Genomic DNA, 19,686 nt, shown 5'->3' with positions numbered 1-19,686 from the left:
GTTGAGATGGTACGTCAACCCTGTTAATTATAACCTGAAAGAAAAGCGATGGTTTGGGATGAGAACCCAGGAAACTCCTGCTTACTTTGTTGAGTCGGATAGAAACGTCTACTCATCCAGTCAAACTAACCGGCTATTCTCAGGTTCCTGATGCATGAAGATATTACTCGTTGAAGATGAAGTTAGCCTGGCCTCATTTATTCGAAAAGGGGTGGAAAGCGAAGGCTATGAAATTGACCTGGCCTACGACGGCTTGATGGGGCAGCGGTTAGCCAGCAACAATCCCTACGACGTAATTGTCTTAGACGTTAATTTGCCACATATCAACGGGTTCGACCTGTGTCGGCACATCAAGCAGGAGTCACCCGGTCAGGCCATACTGATGCTGACCGCGCTGGATAGTTTAACCGACAAAGAAAGTGGGTTTGGAGCCGGAGCTGATGATTACCTCGTGAAACCCTTTGAGTTTCGGGAACTCATCTTACGTATCAAAGCCCTTGCCCGACGGACGAGTGACTTTGCTGGCTTGAAAACGATATTGCGGGTGGCCGATCTGGCACTGGACACAAAAGCGCATTCGGTTACCCGAGCCGGACGACGGATTGATCTGACCGCCCGGGAATATGCCTTGCTGGAATACCTGATGATTAACCAGGGACGAACCGTTAGCCGGGTCGATATTGCCGAGAAAGTCTGGGACTTACATTTCGACACCAACACGAACGTCATCGATGTGTACATTAATTACCTGCGCAAAAAAATAGACAAAGAATTTAGCCCCAAACTGTTACACACCATAGTGGGTATGGGCTACGTTTTACGGGACTCATGATGCAGATTAAACACAAGCTCATTCTGTGGTTTTCGTTACTGGTTGCCAGTATTCTGTTTATTTTTTCCGTGTATGTGTACAGCACCTACACCAGCTTTCGGCAACGGTCTATTGAGGATCGATTGGAACGAAAGGCCCGCGTAACCGAGCAGCTCCTGACCCTCCGGGGCTCGGTGGCGGGAAGCGTCATTACATCCATGCCGGAGCAGGTTGAATTTGTTTACTCTCCTATCGATAGTCTGATTTACACCAGTCAGAAAACCAACGACTTTGTGGCTCAAAAGGCCTTCCGGGAACGGGTTCGACGGGAACGCCTGGTGCGCTTTAGTTACGAAAGCCCCGGCCATATCTACCCAAAAGATGGTGTGGCCCTCACCTACACGGGCGTGTCGCCATCACCCGATGGGCGAGAATACGTGGCCGTCGTAACCGCGTATGATCAGGATGGCTACCAACGCCAAAATCAACTTCGCGATCTGTTTATCGTTGGCAATATCGTGGCCATTGGCCTGGTCGTTTTGCTGGGTTATTTCTTCTCCCGACAGGCCCTAAAGCCACTCAATAACCTGATCGACCAGATAAACACCCCAGCTGCCAGTACTCAGGCATTCCGGCTACGAGCCGATAATCCACAGGATGAGGTAGGCGTATTAGCGCAGGCATTTAATAACCTGCTCACGCGTCAGGAGCGGCTGGTCGATAATCAGCGTTCCTTTATTGCCCAGGCGTCGCACGAGTTACGAACCCCTTTAACCACCATTAAAGGCTGGCTGGAAACGTCCATGCTCTACGATACCGATGCCGATACCCTAAAGCGCGGCATGGCGCAGGCCGTTACTGAGCTCGACAAGTTAACCGCCTTATCCAACGGGCTTCTTCAACTAGCCCGTATTGATGGCGTAGATGCTCAACTCGATCGCCAACCCCTTGCGTTGGTCGAAATTGTACTGGATGCGGCCGATACACTTGGGCAGCAACAAGACGGCCAATCCCTATCTGTACAGGTCAGTGATGGTGTTCTTGAACAGACAACGCCGGTGACTGTATTAGGAAACGCCTATCTGCTGAAAACTGCCTTGCTGAATTTGTTAGATAATGCCGTCAAGTACTCCAACGGTCAGCCTGTTACGCTGCACCTGGAAATGGATACCGAAGAACGGGCACGCATCCGGATTGAAGACCGGGGTATTGGCCTGGCCCCCGGCGAGGAAGATCAGATTCTGTTACCTCTTGTGCGTGGCTCGAACGTAGCCTCAATAGCTGGATTCGGTATTGGATTGACCCTGGCTTCCCGCATTATTGCGCTGCATCAGGGACAACTACACTTACGCCCCCACCCTGGAGGAGGTACGCTCACGGAAGTGGTGCTGCCGTTGCAGCCAGCCTGAGACGACTCTAATAACATCTAATATGGCTCTAATTTCGCTCTAATCTCCTGCCCGTAGTTTTGAGGTTATCCATCGGACTACCCTCATGCTCAACGGAGAAAAACGATATTTGGGCCTGGCAGTCATACTAGCCATAGCCAGCTTCTGGGCTGGGCCAGTCGCTGCTCAGTCAGTCAATTCATTACCAGCAGTTGCCAATCAGCTCAGCCTGCCCAAAGCACTGGAACTGGCTCGTACCAATTACCCAAGTCTGCGTGGCAAGCTGGCTACCATTCGGGCGGCTGAAGCAGAGGCCCAAGGTTTGCAGGTTGCACTATTGCCGCAGGCGGGCGTTCAGGCTCAGGCGCTAAATGCTACCTCCAATCAGGTTCGGGGCGCGTATGTTTCCAATGGCGGATTACTCCTGCCTATCTCGGGCGTACGCACTGATGGATTCAATAACCAGGCCACCTGGACGAGTGGAGCCTCACTGGTTGTGGACTGGGAGGCCGTTACCTTCGGGCGACGGCAAGCCCGACGCAGTCAGGCCCGACTAGCCATTGAGCAAGCCCAGGCCGATTACGAAGGCGAGTTGTTTACCCATCAGGTGCGGGTTTGTGACGCTTACTTGCTGGCGCTCAATGCCCAGAAATCGGTGGCACTGCAAACAGCTAACCTCCAGCGGGCACAGGCGTTACAACGGGTTATCCGCGCCAGTACCGAAGCTGGACTCCGGCCGGGTATCGACAGCGCCATTGCCAATACCGAAGTGGCCCGCGCCCGTTTACAGGTGCTGGAAAGTCAGCAACTGGCGCAGCAACAGGTCCTCCGCTTAACCGAACTAATCGGCCAGCCCAATCCAACGGTTCAACTGGATTCGATGGCGTTTTATAATCGGCTCCCCCGTCTACTGAATACCCAATTAGGCAGTGTAGCACTTCACCCCCAGTTGCGGGTATTTCAGAAGTCGATTGAGTTGGGAAAAGCAAACGAAGCGTTGTTAAAAGCAGCGGCTCTGCCTTCGGTATCCGTTCTGGGCTCACTCCAGGGTCGGGGCTCGGGCATCAGTGAACGAGCCCAGCCCGACGGCACCTTCCGAATCGATCCCTCTCTGGGTGCTGGCTTGTCTTTACGATCCTATAATTACATCGTAGGCGTCACAGCTATCTGGCGACCCACCGATTTATTACGATCCAAATACGCTCTATCCGCCCAACGGGAGCGGATCAACGCCTTCCAGCAAACCTACAATCAACAGGCCCTAGGGATTCAGGCAGCCAGTCAGAATGCCAGCTTACAACTGGAACTGGCGCAGGCCAGGGCCGATCAGGCCCCTTTGCAACTGGATGCGGCTCAGCAAGCCTATACCCAATCGCAGGCACGCTACGAATCTGGTCTGGATAACATTCTGGCCCTGACGCAAACCACTGCCCTACTCAACCGGGCCGAAGTGGATCAGGCAATCGTGACCAATAGTGTTTGGCGGGCACTGCTGCTTCAGGCCGCTACCGCTGGTGATCTGGACTCATTCCTGCAACAAATTCCACGCTAACTCAACTGCCATGATTAAAGCTGCCCTAGCTAAACCCATTACCGTAATTGTTGCCCTGGCGGGTATCGTCTTGTTTGCGGTACTGGCCCTGCTCCAGATTCCGGTAGATATTTTCCCCCGACTCAATCTGCCCACCATTTATATTGCTCAGCCTTACGGCGGCATGACACCCGCCCAGATGGAAGGCTTCATTGCCACCCGTTATCAGAACCAGCTTCTGTATGTCTCGGGAATCAAGGCCGTTGAGGTAAAAAATATTCAGGGACTGTGTCTGGTGAAATGTACGTTCTACGAAGACGTAAACATGGCTCAGGTATCCGGGGAAGTGGCCAATCAGGTAAGCCGGGTCATGAATTACCTCCCCCCTGGCACCGTACCGCCTACAGTAGTTCGTTTCGATGCCTCCAGTTTGCCGGTTGGCCAGTTGGTCTTCAGCAGTCGCCGGGCGTCGCTGGGCGAGATGCAGGACCTGGCCTCTACCCGAATCCGACCGTTATTTTCCCAGATTCCGGGCGCGTCGGCCCCACCGCCATTCGGTGGAAACGAACGAACCGTAGTTGTTAATGTAAATCCCGAACGGATGCGCAGCTACGAACTCACACCCGACGAAATCGTACAGTCGGTTGTAAAAAACAACCAGATATCACCAGCGGGTAGCGTTCAGATGGGGGATTATACGGTGATGACGCCTAGCAATACGGTGCTCGATAAAGTCAGTGAGTTTCTGAACATTCCCTTACGAAAGGGCGTGGGCCCAACCGTGTTTTTGCACGATATAGCCACGGTAGAAGATGCCACCGACATCACGGTCGGGTACGCCCTGGTCAATGGCAAACGGTCGGTCTATATCCCGGTCACCAAAAGTGCCGATGCCTCGACTATGAGCGTTGTGAACGCGCTAAAAGCCCGATTGCCCGAAATGAAAGCCCTGTTACCAGATGATGTACAGCTTTCCTACGAATTTGACCAGTCGGTTTATGTGACGCAGGCGGTTCATAGTCTGGCCGTTGAAGGTGGGTTGGGCGCCATCCTGACGGGCTTGATGGTGCTGCTGTTTCTGGGCGACTGGCGTAGTTCGCTGATTGTGATTCTGACCATCCCGGTTTCGATTCTGAGCGCCATTTTGTTATTGAACCTGACGGGCCAGACCATCAATATCATGACCTTGTCGGGTCTGGCACTGGCCATTGGCATTCTGGTCGATCAGGCTACGGTGGTCATTGAAAATATCCACCAGCACCTGGAAATGGGCAAACCCAAAGCCCGCGCCATTCTGGATGCCTGTCAGGAAATGTCGTTTCCATTGTTGCTCATTACGCTCTGTATTCTGGCGGTGTTTGCCCCTGCGTTCCTGATGAATGGAGTTCCGCGCGGCATGTTTCTGCCGCTGTCGTTATCGGTCGGTTTTTCCATTATTGCGTCCTATGTTCTGTCGCAGGTGTTTGTACCAGTTGTGGCGAACTGGTGGCTAAAAAATCATGTGCATGCGAGCCCACACGAACTAAGTATTTTGCCTGATCTGAATCAGAAACCGGAGACTCGCCAGGAACAATTCGAACAAACGCATCCAGAAAAAGTAACTGGATTTGAACGCTTCAAACTGGGCTACCTCCGGTTGTTGGATCGGCTGATGGCCCGGCGAGCGCTGGTCATTGGGGTTTATGGGCTGCTTTGTGCTCTGCTGATTGGCATTGGATTTACCCAAACGGGCCAGGATATGATGCCTCGCCAGAACCACGCCCACCAGTTTCAGGTACGCATTGTGGGGCCGCAGGGCCTGCGAATTGAACGTACCGAAGAACTAACCAAGCAGGTTATTCAACAGATCAAAGATATCGTCGGCGCGAAGAATATCGCGATTTCATCAGCCTTTGTGGGCATGACGCCATCCAGCTATGGCACCAGCGCGCTGTATGTATTCAACTCCGGTCCGCACGAAGCCGTTCTGCAAGTCAACCTTGCGGATGATTACAAGGTCCAGTCGATGGATGCACTAAAGGATCAGATTCGCAGACGGGTCCGAAAAAAAATGCCCAATGTACGGCTGTCGTTTGAACCGATTGACCTGACGGATAAGATCATGAGTCAGGGGGCCCAAACACCCATCGAGATTTTAGTCGGCGGCAAAGACCTGACCGAAGGCCAGCACTACGCCAACCGCCTGTTAACCCGGCTGCACGAAATTCCTTACCTGCGGGATCTACGGATCAATCAGCCCCTAAGTTACCCAACCGTTACGGTTCAGGTTGACCGGGAGCGGGCCGCTCAACTGGGTCTCAGTGTCGATGAGATTGCCAAATCGCTGGTGGCGGCTACATCATCGAGCCGGTTTACGGCCAAAAATCTCTGGCTTGATCAATCCAAAGGCTTTGCTTATCAGGTACAAATCCAGCTGGAGCAACAGCAGATGAAATCGGTAGCTGATATCCAGGCGATTCCACTCGTAAAAGGGCAACTTAGACCTACGCTGGGCGATGTGGCAATCATTAAGCCAACAACCGTACCGGGTCAGTATGACCGCATTGGCCCCCGACGCATCATCACAGTATCGGCCAATATCAACAATAACGATTTGGGAACCGCCACGCGCGATGTTCAGGCCGCCATTGCTGCCGCCGGACAACCGCCTAAAGGATCAATCGTTGAGTTGCGAGGGTTGGCGCAGTTACTTCAGGAAACACTGGGTAGCCTTCAATTTGGGCTAGGGCTGGCTATTGTCGTCATCTTTCTGCTGCTGGCTGCCAACTATCAGTCCTTCAAAGTGGCCAGTGTTGTTCTGGTTAGTGTACCCGCCGTGCTGGCTGGCTCACTCACGCTGTTACTGATAACCGGGCAAACCCTCAACCTGCAATCGTACATGGGTATCATTATGTCGGTGGGGGTATCTGTAGCCAATGCGTTATTGCTGGTGACCAATGCAGAAACCCTGCGCTTACGCTACCGGGATGCCCGATCCGCAGCTCGCGTGGCGGGTGCATCCCGATTACGGCCAATTTTAATGACTGCCCTGGCCATGATTGCCGGGATGATTCCCATGGCCAGCGGTCTGGGCGAATCGGGCGAGCAGACGGCACCACTGGGCCGGGCCGTCATTGGTGGCCTGTTCTTTTCTACCCTAGCAGCCCTGCTGGTCTTACCTGTCGTCTTCTCCACCATTCAGCGTAAAACGACCTTCGACTCACCCTCCCTCGACCCGGATGACCCAACCAGCACGGTCTACGATGGTAGCGCAATTACGCTGATCGAACCTTCCGAACCCAGTCTTACCTACTAACCAGCCTTCAATTCCATGACTATATATGCTGTTCTCCGACGTGGTTTATTCCTGCTGACCATTACCAGTACGGGCTTTTTGATGAGCCAGTGCGGCAATTCGTCGGCCGAAAAGAGTCCAATGGACGAGGCTCCGGCTAACGAAGAAATTCGGTATGACGCCATCCGCGTAACTGCGTCCCGCCCGGCATCGGAGTTGAATCTGCCGGGTGAACTGGAAAGTTATTACGAAACCGATCTCTACCCCCGCGTGAGTAGCTACGTAAAGGCACTGCACGTCGATATTGGCGATCAGGTGCAGAAGGGTCAGGTGCTGGCCGAGTTGGAAGCCCCCGAACTCACAGCTAATCTGACCGAAGCGTTCTCCAAAGTCAAAGCAGCCGAAGCAGTCTATGGCGCCAGTAAAGGCACTTACCTGCGCGTGCTACGAACCAGCCGTACATTGGGTGCTATTTCGCCCGTCGACTTGGATGCTGCCCGCACCAAGGCTGTTTCAGATAGTTTAGGCGTTGTAGCCGCAAACGCCCATTATAGTTCAGTTCAGCAACTGGTGAGTTATTTAAAAATCATTGCCCCCTTTACTGGTGTGATTACTGATCGACGGCTTTCGCCCGGTGCATTTGTGGGGCCGGGCGGGCAGAATGGTGTGCCCATGCTCAAGATCAAACAACTTGATCGACTGCGGTTACGGATTGCCGTTCCAGAAGCCTATCTGGGCGATATTCGGCGGGGGAATCAGGTACAGTTTTCCGTACGTAGTTTTCCCAACCAAACCTTTACTGGCCGAATCAACCGTATCGCCAATAGTGTTCGTCCTGAAACCCGTTCAGAACTGGTCGAGATTGATTTTCAGAATAAAGGCGGACTGTTAAAACCAGGTATGTTTGCCTCGGCAAGATTACCTGTTACCTCTACTCGGGAGGGCAGTTTATATGTTCCCAAATCGGCTGTAGTCAGCACCCTGGATCGCACCTTTGTTTTGAAAGTGGTTGATGGGAAAGCCATTCGGACAACCGTGCAAAAAGGCGATGATACCGTTGGCCAGACGCAGGTTTTCGGTGATTTAAAAGCAGGTGATGTTATCTTAAAAACAGGCAGTGAAGACATTGCAGACGGGGCAGCGATCAAGACGCAGCCTACTAAACAATAAGCAACATATCTCACTCACATACAAGTACTTACCAAACAAAAAAAGGGATCCAGTCAGGTTTCAACCTAACTGGATCCCTTTTTCAATGATAGGCTATTCATGTGCCTGACTACCGTGGCGGATTGCCACTCGTAGAGGTAGACGTTGAATCGCTATTCATGCGATTGCTATTCCGTTTCATTTTCCGGTTCATCCGGCCTTTCCCCTGGTTATCTGACTGATTCGACATAGAGTTACTGTTCTGACCAGCAGTGCCATTAGAGCTGGAATTACTGTTCATCGACCGATTACCTCTGGTACCTGACCGATTAGATCTGCCCGTCGTATCCGTTGCCCCATTTTGAGCAGCCGATCCATTCGTTCCGTTCCCCGTTCCGCTGCCCGAGGTTGTTTGTGCCTGTGCACTGAAGCTCGCTACCGCAAGAAACAGCGCTCCCATCATAATTGCCTTTTTCATAACTGTGCGTTGAGTTTGTTTATTGGTAGTCAAACTCTGCCTTTAATCGCTTTGGCTAAAAGAGAGGCCATAAGTGAGCATACGGTCCTGATTACAAAAAGGTGACACCAGCTTTACAAAAAGCTATAAAGACAAGACAATCCGTACTCGGTTTACCAAATAATTATAACAATTTTTTTACATGTATAAACATTTATACCCCACAAATAGTATCGTTCAGATGAGCCTACATACGTTAGGGTTAGCACTTACCATCATGATAACGGAATCAACGAGATTTTCTATAATGGCGGGTGATTAATTAAACCCTTCTTATACCAGTAGAACTCAATCATACACCTGAAAATCTGCCAATTAGCTATCTAAGCTATTCATTACCATCTGTATGAATGTACGCTTTACCGATGAATCGTCTGAGTTACTCCAGACACTCGTAGAGACTTCACTTACAAATACCTATGTAGCCAGAGCTGTGCGCGATCCAGCTACTGGTCAGATCACCGACTTTCGCATTACGCTTGTAAATACCCAGTTTCAGAAGTGGATTGGTTCTTCGGTCGAAGAATTACAAGCCACTACCTTGCTAACGCTATTTCCTCAATTCGTCCAGTTGGTACTATTTGCCCACTACATAGAGGTGGTCGAAACCGGCCAGACGTACCAGGGTGAAGATTATCACCCCTCTCGAAACGACAACGGTATGGACTGGTTTACCCTGTCGGTGCGTAAACAGGGCGATGGGATTATGGTCAATTTCCTCGGTATTCCAGCGGAGCAGCTGAAACTGCAGCGACAAGCGGAACAGCTCCGTGCTACACTGGATGCATCGCTCAACAGTATTTTTTACATGAAAGCCGTTCGTGACGACCAAACCGGACAGATCATTGATTTCCTGATTGAGTTTTCCAACCAGGCCGTTCTGAGTAGCACAAACTTAAAGCCCGAGGAAGTTATTGGTCAGCGATTGCTGGAAAAATTTCCGGGTAATAAGGAAAATGGTTTTTTCGACTCGTATGTACGCGTAGTGGAAACAGGTCAGCCGGAACAAATGACCCAACCCTACCGAGATGAGTTAGGCTTAGAGGGCTGGTTTCAAATATCGGCCGTTCGCCATGATCGGGATAATGTGGTGGTCACGTTTATGAACATTACAGAAAGTAAGCAAATTGAACAGCAACTTCGGGAGTCGAATACCAGCCTTGAGCAATTTGCCTCCGTAGCCAGCCACGATTTGCAGGAACCCCTCCGAAAAATACAGTTGTTTAGTACTGCCTTAGTCGATCAATATGGTACTGCTCTTGGTAAAGGAGTCGACTTACTCAAGAAAATGCAATCGACAACCGAGCGTATGCAGTCACTCATTCGGGATTTATTAGACTACTCCCGGCTGTCAAAAGGTGATGACACAAGACATCAGCTAGTGGAGTTACCCAAACTTGTTGAGGAGGTTCTCATTGATCTTGAACTGGCGGTGCAGGAAAAAGGAGCATCCATAGAGGTTGGCAACCTACCCACACTGATGGGTAATGCATTGCAACTACGCCAGGTATTTCAGAATTTGATCTCCAATGGGCTAAAATTTAGCAAACCAGGCCAGGCACCGCACATCAGGATCACAAGCGAGAAAAAGGGACGAACCGAACTACCCGCCGATGTTCGGTTGCCGGGCTTACCAGGGCAATACTATTGGCAAATTAAGGTACGTGATCAGGGAATTGGCTTTGATGAAGCGTATCGAGAGAAGATTTTCGGCGCGTTTGAACGGCTACACGGCCGTAGTAGTGCGTACAAAGGATCGGGTATTGGCCTGGCTATTGTTCGCAAAGTGATGACCAATCACCATGGCCTCGTTGTTGCCCATAGCCGCGAGGGAGCAGGAGCAACGTTCACGTTGTACTTCCCGATCACAGAGCCGGATAGTTAAGGAGCCCCGGCAAGTAACAATAGCGGCTGACCAACTTTACCAGATGTACAACCAGGCACCTGAGTCTTGCCTATTTCAGGAGGTTTCAACCTGTACATCCAATGGCTATGTCAGTTATCGACAGAAAAACATTCCTGAAAGAGATTTCCCTGCTGGCTGGCGCTTCTATGCTGGTGGGACCAACTTTTGCCAGTGAATCCACACGGGACAAATCAGGAATCAAATTGGGATTCGTCACCTATTTATGGGGTAAAGACTGGGATTTATCCACGCTGATTAAAAATTGCGCGGATACAAACATTCTCGGTGTAGAACTGCGCGTGGAGCACGCCCATAACGTCATGCCCGAGCTGAATGCAGCACAACGGCTGGAGGTCAAAAAGAAATTTACCGACAGCCCGGTTAAACTCGTTGGGCTTGGCACAAACCAGCAATTTGATTATGTAGATCAAAGCCAGCTGAACGCATCGATTGAACGGGCAAAAGAGTTTATTCGGTTGAGTGCCGATGTGGGCGGATCGGGTGTAAAAGTGAAACCCAACGCCCTTCATAAAGAGGTCCCGACCGAAAAAACGGTCGCACAAATCGGCGCATCGCTAAACGAACTGGCCCGATATGGCGCTGAATTCGGGCAGCAGATTCGGCTGGAAGTGCACGGGGAGGAGACCCAGGAACTGCCAATGACGAAACGGATTATGGATGTGGCCAACCATCCAAATGCCAGCATTTGCTGGAATTGCAACCCGCAAGACCTCAATGGTAAGGGGTTCCAATCCAACTTCAACTTAGTAAAAGATCGGCTGGGCGCTACCTGCCACGTTCGTGAACTGGACCGGACCGACTATCCCTATCAGGACCTGCTGACTAACCTGGTTCAACTGAATTATAAAGGCTGGGTACTTCTGGAATGCCATACCAATCCGGCCGATAAAGTGGCGTCTATGAAAGCACAGCGAGCCGTTTTCGACCGGATGATCACCAAAGCGTAAGGGCAGCCATATAATGAGTTATTTCCTATCTTCTATCGGCGTTTTGCCAGTACTTCCTGAACACGAGTCCAGTGTATATCCGGGTAACGGTCGTTATCGAGCGGGTCGTTCTGGACGCTGAACATGCTGTGCATGTACTGACCCCGTTGCCAGTCCGGATACACGTCCTGTTCTCCTTCGGGATGCGCTGCCCGTTCACGTTTGTTGTAGGCCGCCAGTTCATCCCGGCTACCCATTCGCACCAACGTAAAATCCTCTCCCGTTATTTCCCTGGCAACCGCGGCCAGCTCATTGGCACTAATCTGAAAACTGGCAATGCGCAGAACTCTTGGAGTAGCAGAGTCCATCGCAGCTGCGGCCGTAAAAGCTGCGGTATTATCCATAGTCGTAAAATCCACCCGCCAGTCGGCACGTTCCCAGTAACCAACCTGCTTTTTCTTAAAATTGAGAAATGGAATGTTGTAGGTTAACAACTCCGCGAAAGCCCCGTTCAGAATCGATGTACCTGCTATACCCGGCTTTGTATCCAGATGCGCATTGAATTCCCGACGCAAATCGAAGTTTCGGTTGTCGCCAACGGTCAGTTTTGTAAAGTCACTTGAAAAGTCGGACGGAATGAAGCGAGGCACCCCTGCCGCCAGTGCCGCATCGAGCAGGGCAGACTGGGCATCTACGATTACGTCGCGCAAGCCCTGCAAGGCTGAAATTACACAGGAGGCCCCCACGCACGCCTGGGCAAGTCCGGCCACATCCGATAAGTCAACCCAGACAACCTGCACACCCCGTTCCACAAGTTTTTCCACCTTCGCGGGATCGGTAGTAGAACGAACCAACGCACGCACATCGGCACCTTTATCGAGCAATGCATTAGTAATCCGACCGCCGAGATCCCCGGTTCCACCGGCCACTACAATTGTTGTTGTCATTTAAATGTATGAGAGAAAGTTATTGATTCATGTAGTGATTGCCAACCTATTCACCCGGATTTAGTAACTAATACCCAATAACCAGCCTGTATCAGAACGCAATATAGACTGGCTATTGTTTTGTCGTGGCAATTTGTAGCACAGGCTACTTACAACCTTCGTTTGGCCAGATACGCGAGTAAAATCTGTTCGCGGATAAACTCCGATCTGCCAATTCGTTCACTGGTTAACCGGTTTTGATCCAGATAGCTTTTCAACCGACCAACCGTAATGTGCAATTCCTGAGCTGCTTCTGGAAGAGTATAAAATACCGTTCCTTTGATGGCTTTAGGCATGACTCAACTTGTTTGACTACTTCCTCCTGCCGGTATAGGCAGGTAATTCACTAAGATTTTGTTAAAGAAGATTGTTTCGTGTAACCCCGTCCTTATAGAGACACTGCCTCCCGCCATTCCGGTCCCCATTTAACCCGATTGAGTAGCAGTTTTCCATATTTTGGAAAAAGATGCCACGGCATAAATGAAACCAGCACTAACCACTCCAATATATACTGACAATCAACTACTTAACTGATTGACACCATCATTCGATATTCGAATTCGTATTTCTCAAGCAAGCTGTTGTACGGTTTACTCATATGGAATTCATTCATCTTATTCGGGCAAGGCTAATGCGGCCGGAATGAACGGCATCGACAACGTAGTGCATGAACTGGCGACCCAGCAGCAACAGGCAGGCCTTGCCGTTGAAGTCTGGGGGATTTTCGGTCAATCTGGCGCACGATTACCCCAAACGAACCTACACGACCCAACTATTTAAAGCCAGTCGAAATCCGTTTCAGGTGGAGCCGTTATGGACACAGGCGATCCTTGCCCGAAAGGATAAGATTATCGTGCAAATTCATGGTGGAGTTGTACCTCGTTTCTACGCATCAGCCCGCATCCTTCAACAGCATCAGATTCTGTACCTGATTAGCGTTTCAATCAGCTTTATCAGGCTATATGGCATGCTCACAAACAGCCGGATGGGGTCAAGTCATCACCAGACCAGTTTCCAGTTTCCAGAGAGAATTTCCATAAACTGGAACAGCCTGAGCGCGAAATTATCGAATAGAGCCCGCCAGAGGCTATTTGCAGCGCTGGCATAAAACTGGTAACTCCCGACTGCATGAGCACGTATGTTTACCAAGCAGATAGTCAGCGGTTGCAGACAGGTCTAGGCGCTATCGGCCTTCCAGTATCAGCAACACCTACACCCGACTTTACCTGTTCCATTTCCTGTTATCTGTACCGTAACCCAGATGGCAGCATTCGCTGGATCTGGCCAGTAGGTGCGGATCAGCCGGATTTTTTACGATTTTACCAGGTTGGTAGTCAACGGGCTCAGGTATTTATCTGGCTGGTCAGGCTGCTGTTCCGGCTAAAATTAGGGCGTTTGGTTGCGCAGGATCGTCTCATTCTCTACACAACTGTCGCTGGCTATCAGCTTTTTCGCCGTAGCCAGCTAAACCGGTGGGCATTATTTATGGGTACGCCCAGCCCGAATCGTAAGCTTGTGCTCTGGTACAGCACCCGTTCCTCAAAAAGCTACTTTCTGAAAATCGCGCTGACTTCGCCCGCAACCAATACCCTGCGTCAGGAAGCACTGGCGCTCCGGCAGGTGCAACGGGTACCCTTCCTGGAACTGGAAACCCCACGACTAAAATCCTATTCAGGCGCTGTTCTGATTCAGGAAGATATGGGGCTGGCTGATGGTCGGCAAACAACCCAGCTGGCCGATTTCCCCAGTGGTGCCTTACAGGAACTGGTTAGCCGGAACTGGCACACCCAACTGTTACAACAGACCGATTTCTGGCTGCAAGCTCGTGAAACGGTTTCGGAATTATGGATAACCAACGATCCCCGAATTCCCGTCAGCCTGCTTATTAAACTGGAGCAGCTAATGCGCAGTATCAATGAGCAATCAGCGGTTCCGCTGGCGGCTGCCCATGGCGATTTTACGCCCAGAAACGCGTTATTGATGGGAGATCGGTTGTGTGTTGTAGACTGGGCACTCTATCAGGCGGAGTTACCGGGCCTGTATGACCTCTTTCATTTCCTCTATCAATCAACCACGCTGATTGAACACAAAGGGTATGGCGTTATCCGGCAGCAGATCGACGCTACCTTGAACCAGCCCGAATGGCAGTTATTTCGGGAGCGCCACCCAATTGATACGAACCTGTCCGAAATGCTGTATCTGGTTCATACCATCACGCATCATCTCTCGGCCTATAGTCGTCAGGAGGAATGGCATCAGCAGACAGACTGGCAACTGACCACCTGGAACGATGCCCTGACGTACTGGCTGAATCGAACCCAAGCGGTGTCGGCCCAGAAACTACTCCTGCATGACCTTGCCTTCTGGTCAGAGGCCTGATGTTAGGTCGTTGACAACCTTGGTAATCACCTTGTCCAGTTTATCAATCAGTTGTTCCAACTGTTCCGATGCACCATATACGTCGGCTTTTGCTTCGATGGTCCTGATTGTTTCCGTCAAGGATGTAATGCCTAAATTATCCAGCGACGGTTTCATGCGGTGGGCCGTCTTACTTATTTTTTCGAAATCGCCGATGGCATAAGCCTCTTTGATTTCGTTCACCGACTCAGGGCCATATCCAACAAATAAGTTGATCATTTTAGTGATGAATGACTCATCCCCCCTGGCCAGGCGTTTAAGTTTAGACAGATCATATAAGGGAGCCACTTCTAAGACGTTACCTTCATCTTCTGGTTTCGGAGCTGGAATTTCCACTTTGCCAAGCCACTTGGCCACGACCGCAAGCAACTGAGTTTCTTCAAAGGGTTTGGATAAGTAATCACTCATACCGGCACCAATAAATTTCTGGCTATCTCCTTTCACCGCAAAAGCCGTTAAGGCAATAACCGGTAGTTGGTCACTTAAGGTGGCCCGGATTTCATGGGTGGCTTCTACTCCATCCATCACCGGCATTTGGATATCCATCAACACAAGATCAAAATGCTGTTGCCGTATTTTCTCAACCGCTTCCCGTCCGTTCTCCGCTTCCTCAATCAGGGCACCATAGTTTTTTAATATAGTAGATGCCACCAGGCGATTCATGCCATTGTCATCGGCCATCAGAATTCGTTTTCCAGCAAGAATAGCCGTATTTGTCTCTTCAACTTCCCGTACAGGTAAGTTTTCCTGACTTCCTTTCCGAAACGGAATACGAAACGAAACCGACGTCCCTACTCCTTTTTTACTTTCCACCTGCACGGTGCCGCCCATCAGTTCAACTAAATTTTTGCTGATACTGAGACCTAAGCCAGTACCTCCAAACCGCCGGGTAACGGACTCATCTTCCTGCCTGAAGTTCTGAAATAGATTCTGGGAGAAGGACTCATCCATGCCTATTCCGGTATCCTGAACGGTTGCTTCAATAAGCTGTTCGTCTTCATTTTCCTGAATGACCTGGCAGCGGATATCGACACTTCCTTTATGGGTAAACTTGATGGCATTGGAGATCAGATTGAGCAGAACCTGCGTAATCCGATAAGGATCGCCAATTAAAATCGGCGACAAATGACTGTCGCAAAATGAATTCGTGAATAACAATCCCTTTTCCTGGGCCTTATGCATCATCACCTGCATGGCCTTGCCTACCACCAGTTTGGGCTCAAATCCTATTTGTTCAAGGGATAATTTACCGGCTTCAATTTTCGACAGATCAAGTATATCATTGATGATAATCAATAGATTATCGGTGGCGGACTGGATCGTGTTCAGATAAAACAGCTGATCCGACGTCAGCGACGTTTTCGTCAACTGATTCGCCATACCCATAATAGCGTTCATGGGAGTCCGGATTTCATGGCTCATGTTCGCCAGAAATAATTCCTTCGCTTTAGTGGATTCTTCGGCTACTTCTTTTGCGTAGGTGAGTTCTAACTCCAGCTCTTTTTGTCGGGTAATGTCAATATGGGTGCCAATTATTTTAAGCGGCTTACCCTCCTCATCCGTTTTTGTAACAACGCCCCGATCGAGTACCCAGTGAATCGTTTCATCCTTATGAATCATACGGTATTCATTGTGATGATTGGTAATCAATCCGGCTTTGTACTGTCTGTCGTTTGCTTCTAAAATCGATTTATCGTCCGGATGGACACGGCTCCACCACAAGTCTGCCACATTCGTAAACTCTTCCAGTTGAAAACCCAGCAACGTTGTACCGGGATTGGAAAAGTAGGTTTTACCCGTTATGAAGTCGTGTTCCCAGTAATTGTCGCCCACGTTGGTTAGGGCCATGCGTAAGCGCTCTTCGTATTCTTTCAATTTCCGCTGCACTACTTTTTCGGCGGAAATGTCTTCAATCATGGAAAAGTAGTGCGTAATTTCTCCCTGTTTATTTACCACCGGCTGCCCCTGCGTCCGGCCCCAAAACCAGGTCCCATCTTTTTTATAATGGATTCCTTCAATATCAAAGGGAATCCCTTTATCAAACGATTCGATCATCGTTCTCAGGCTGGCACGGTCAGAAAATGGCCCTTTACAAAGCTCAATGGGTGTTTTCCCAATTATTTCGGCATTACTATAGTCGGTAAGATTACTAAATCCTTCATTGGCCCAGAAAATTTTTCGATCAAGCCCAACAAAAACGATTCCGTTCTTATTCGCACTGGCTACCATCGATAGCCGTTCCAGTTTCTCCTCCGTCTTTTTGCGTTCCGAAATATCCCGTATGAAGGAGCAAAAGAACTCATCGTCGCCCTGTTTAACCGGTATGATGTATAATTCGATAGGAAACGTTTTTCCCTCCCGGTTAATGGCGGGCAACTCCATTTGTTTCCCCATCACAGGCCCGTGTCCGGTTTTTTTGTAGCGTTCCATTCCCCGCTCGTGGGCAGTTCGATGTACATCCGGGATAATGATGTCCGACAATCGTTTACCAATCACTTCGGCGGCCTTCCAGCCAAATATATTCTCGGACTGAGGGTTCCAGAACGTAATTAGTCCGGCCCGATCAATGGTCACAATGGCATCCAGAGCCGCATTCATAATTAAGCGATTCTTCAATTCGCTTTGCTCAAGGGCATCCTGGTTCCGTTTCCGCTCGGTAATATCAGTATAGCTCCATAGGTGACCTTTGTATTTCTGATCGATAAAAATGGGGATGTAATCCCGTTGAAGTACACTTCCGTCAACAAGCTCCAGGATCTCACCCGTCACTAACTTTTGTTGTAACAGAATGGTATTGATCCGTTCAACAAAGGCATCTGAGTTTCTGAATAGTCCTTTTGTTTGTTCGGCGGTATGGGTGCAGTCCATGCCCTGCAGTAGCTCGGGAGGAGCCGTAATGCCAAACAAATCGCAAAAAACCTGATTTGTAAACGCTATTTTCCGGTTCTCATCTTCCAGCAATACCCCACTTTGCATGTTGGCAATTAAGGAGGTAAATACCTCCTCGGCATTTTTTCGTTTGCTGACCTGCTGGCTTAGGACTCGGGCAATGCCGAGCAAATCATTGGAATCGTGGGGCGTATCAACACCGGAAATAGTGCTAACGGCTTCTTTTAATTTTTCGACCGATCGTTTCTTCAGGTCAATTTCATGCTTGAGTTTATCATTTATCTCTACGTATTCGCACTCGCTAATGGTAAATGCGCGCTCCACCAACTCCCGATCCCGTTCCAGCGCTCTATACGACTCGCTGATCACATCCAGGAATTTACCCATAGCAGGATTGCTCCGAAGTTCCTCGGGTAAATGGCGCTGGACCTGCTTCGACAATAGTTTATGGAAGTTCATAAAAGGACGTAATTGTCATTGTCTGGTTGTGCAACTGACACGGGCCACCTTCATTAAAAGGAGAAATCTCCCCGTTGGCATAAAAACCCACAAGTGGTACCTGCTTACCCAGTGTTTCGCTAACCAATTCAACTTCCTCATCAATACGTGGACCGTAAATAAGCTTTCGGCCAACACAACTAATTAATAAGGCTAAATCCGGTTTCTGCTCGTTGGGTAAGCTGGTTTGCTGAGCCGCGGTTGCAGCAGCTGCCGTGAGTTTATCAAAATTTGCTTTCATAAAGCGAACTTTAGAACCCACAGGTACATCGCCAGCGAATGTCATGCGTTTTCTGTCTTCATCAATGGAGAGAATCGTGCGAACTACGGGTTTATCGGAATCAGGGATGGTTACAGCAAGCGGAAAGTAGAAAGCCGAGCCGGGTAAATTTTCTGCATCATCCCCCAAATACTTTTTATAAATCCCTAAAGCATTCTCATGATCAATTTCATACAATACGTTGCTTTCTGACTGGGTTATCTCCTTTTCCAGACCAAACATAGCCCATCCCCCTTTTGAGCCATGGGTAACCACCAGCTTTTGGCCATAGAAGCCAATTGCCACAATGGTACCCTCCGTAGGCTGTTGATTTAAGCCAACCAGCGTGGAGTTGAATTTGGCGGCATCCCCAGCCAAACCACCCGTTACTAAAACGTTTCCAGCCCCTGCCTGTAAGCCTTTTACCAGTTCACTACCATTTACCAGACCACCATCCGACAAGACAAGCATGTAGACCAGGTCTTCTCGTTCCAATTGCTCGGTCAGCCGTTGGGCAGCGTCGAAGCTTGTATTAAAATCGCGGATATTGACGGATGCCGTTACAATCCGGGTATCGGCAAACTGAATAGCTACGGCGATCAGCGTATTGTCCTGGACAATATCATGGTAAATTTCTCCCGCGGTACTGCATAATGCGATGGCTGCATTGGGAAATTTAGCGCGGACTGTGTCAAATATGGAATCGGACTGTAAAATTTCTTTAGCTGCGAAGCATAAAACAAGTTGCGCTTGTGCATCCTCCAACGACTGACTAATCGTGTGTTTCGACCAGACATTTTCATTAAACTGAACAATTGAGACGATCATAGAGAAAGTTATTGGCGTGCGTTTTGCGCAAATACTGGTTACACACAAAATAGAGACCAATCAAAATCACCATGATAAGTAATTAACAATAAGCCTTTTAGCTCACAATTCCAGATACACTCATTCCACAATCTGGAAATGAAGTCTATTTTCTGGAAAAACAAAGAACCATTGAACACTGCCCATCCACACTGCCCGTACTACACGAAATGGAAAAACTGTCCAGAATCTGGAAACAGGTAGTTGCAAAACCAACTTAAATAGCTCCATAGAAGCTATTTAACT

The 19,686-nt window shown here is 49.6% G+C and carries 14 protein-coding genes; 9 read left to right on the top strand and 5 right to left on the bottom strand.

Annotated elements, in window-relative coordinates:
• Positions 1–154: 154 nt before the first annotated feature.
• The 5 genes from ACYVGO_RS35985 (at position 155) to ACYVGO_RS35965 (ending at position 8,174) form a co-directional block, all read left to right on the top strand.
• Positions 155–832 carry a response regulator transcription factor gene (locus ACYVGO_RS35985; RefSeq protein WP_460973501.1) on the top strand — a complete coding sequence of 226 codons (678 nt, stop codon included), beginning with the start codon at positions 155–157 and terminating at the stop codon, positions 830–832.
• A complete protein-coding gene (locus ACYVGO_RS35980; RefSeq protein WP_460973500.1) occupies positions 829–2,220 on the top strand; it encodes a sensor histidine kinase in 1,392 nt (463 codons plus the stop codon). The genes ACYVGO_RS35985 and ACYVGO_RS35980 overlap by 4 nt, the downstream gene beginning before the upstream one ends.
• An 85-nt stretch (positions 2,221–2,305) precedes the next feature.
• Complete coding sequence (locus ACYVGO_RS35975) at positions 2,306–3,751, top strand: TolC family protein (protein ID WP_460973499.1); 1,446 nt, start codon at positions 2,306–2,308, stop codon at positions 3,749–3,751.
• 10 nt (positions 3,752–3,761) lie between these two features.
• The gene (locus tag ACYVGO_RS35970) at positions 3,762–7,025 is read left to right on the top strand and encodes an efflux RND transporter permease subunit (protein ID WP_460973498.1); all 3,264 of its coding nucleotides are present in this window, start codon (positions 3,762–3,764) and stop codon (positions 7,023–7,025) included.
• 15 nt (positions 7,026–7,040) lie between these two features.
• Positions 7,041–8,174: an efflux RND transporter periplasmic adaptor subunit gene (locus tag ACYVGO_RS35965; protein WP_460973497.1), complete on the top strand. Its 1,134-nt coding sequence runs from the start codon at positions 7,041–7,043 to the stop codon at positions 8,172–8,174.
• Between the two features lie 109 nt (positions 8,175–8,283).
• Here the strand turns inward: ACYVGO_RS35965 and ACYVGO_RS35960 are convergent, their stop codons facing one another.
• Positions 8,284–8,631 (bottom strand): hypothetical protein, encoded by a 348-nt coding sequence (locus ACYVGO_RS35960; RefSeq protein ID WP_460973496.1) that lies wholly within the window; start codon positions 8,629–8,631, stop codon positions 8,284–8,286.
• Positions 8,632–9,016: 385 nt separating this feature from the next.
• Here ACYVGO_RS35960 and ACYVGO_RS35955 point away from each other — a divergent pair, with 385 nt between their 5' ends.
• Both ACYVGO_RS35955 and ACYVGO_RS35950 read left to right on the top strand, forming a co-directional pair.
• Positions 9,017–10,555, top strand: a complete 1,539-nt coding sequence (locus ACYVGO_RS35955) for a sensor histidine kinase (RefSeq protein WP_460973495.1) — start codon at positions 9,017–9,019, stop codon at positions 10,553–10,555.
• Between the two features lie 107 nt (positions 10,556–10,662).
• Positions 10,663–11,544, top strand: a complete 882-nt coding sequence (locus ACYVGO_RS35950; RefSeq protein WP_142776803.1) for a sugar phosphate isomerase/epimerase family protein — start codon at positions 10,663–10,665, stop codon at positions 11,542–11,544.
• A gap of 32 nt (positions 11,545–11,576) precedes the next feature.
• Here the strand turns inward: ACYVGO_RS35950 and ACYVGO_RS35945 are convergent, their stop codons facing one another.
• The gene (locus tag ACYVGO_RS35945) at positions 11,577–12,470 is read right to left on the bottom strand and encodes an NmrA family NAD(P)-binding protein (protein WP_460973494.1); all 894 of its coding nucleotides are present in this window, start codon (positions 12,468–12,470) and stop codon (positions 11,577–11,579) included.
• Positions 12,471–12,619: 149 nt separating this feature from the next.
• On the bottom strand, positions 12,620–12,805 hold the full coding sequence (locus tag ACYVGO_RS35940; RefSeq protein ID WP_142774331.1) for a helix-turn-helix domain-containing protein: 186 nt from the start codon (positions 12,803–12,805) through the stop codon (positions 12,620–12,622).
• A 371-nt stretch (positions 12,806–13,176) separates the two neighbouring features.
• Between ACYVGO_RS35940 and ACYVGO_RS35935 the strand changes: the two genes are divergently transcribed.
• Complete coding sequence (locus ACYVGO_RS35935; protein WP_460973493.1) at positions 13,177–13,617, top strand: hypothetical protein; 441 nt, start codon at positions 13,177–13,179, stop codon at positions 13,615–13,617.
• Between the two features lie 20 nt (positions 13,618–13,637).
• Positions 13,638–14,888 carry a hypothetical protein gene (locus tag ACYVGO_RS35930; RefSeq protein WP_460973492.1) on the top strand — a complete coding sequence of 417 codons (1,251 nt, stop codon included), beginning with the start codon at positions 13,638–13,640 and terminating at the stop codon, positions 14,886–14,888.
• Here the strand turns inward: ACYVGO_RS35930 and ACYVGO_RS35925 are convergent.
• Complete coding sequence (locus ACYVGO_RS35925; RefSeq protein WP_460973491.1) at positions 14,877–18,275, bottom strand: PAS domain S-box protein; 3,399 nt, start codon at positions 18,273–18,275, stop codon at positions 14,877–14,879. The genes ACYVGO_RS35930 and ACYVGO_RS35925 overlap by 12 nt on opposite strands.
• A complete protein-coding gene (locus ACYVGO_RS35920; RefSeq protein ID WP_460973490.1) occupies positions 18,262–19,401 on the bottom strand; it encodes an FIST signal transduction protein in 1,140 nt (379 codons plus the stop codon). Before ACYVGO_RS35920 ends, ACYVGO_RS35925 begins: the two co-directional genes overlap by 14 nt.
• Positions 19,402–19,686: the final 285 nt, after the last annotated feature.

It is taken from the genome of Spirosoma migulaei (genome assembly GCF_054776855.1).
Note: the sequence above shows the minus strand (reverse complement) of the source record. Positions and strands in the feature narration are given on the sequence as shown.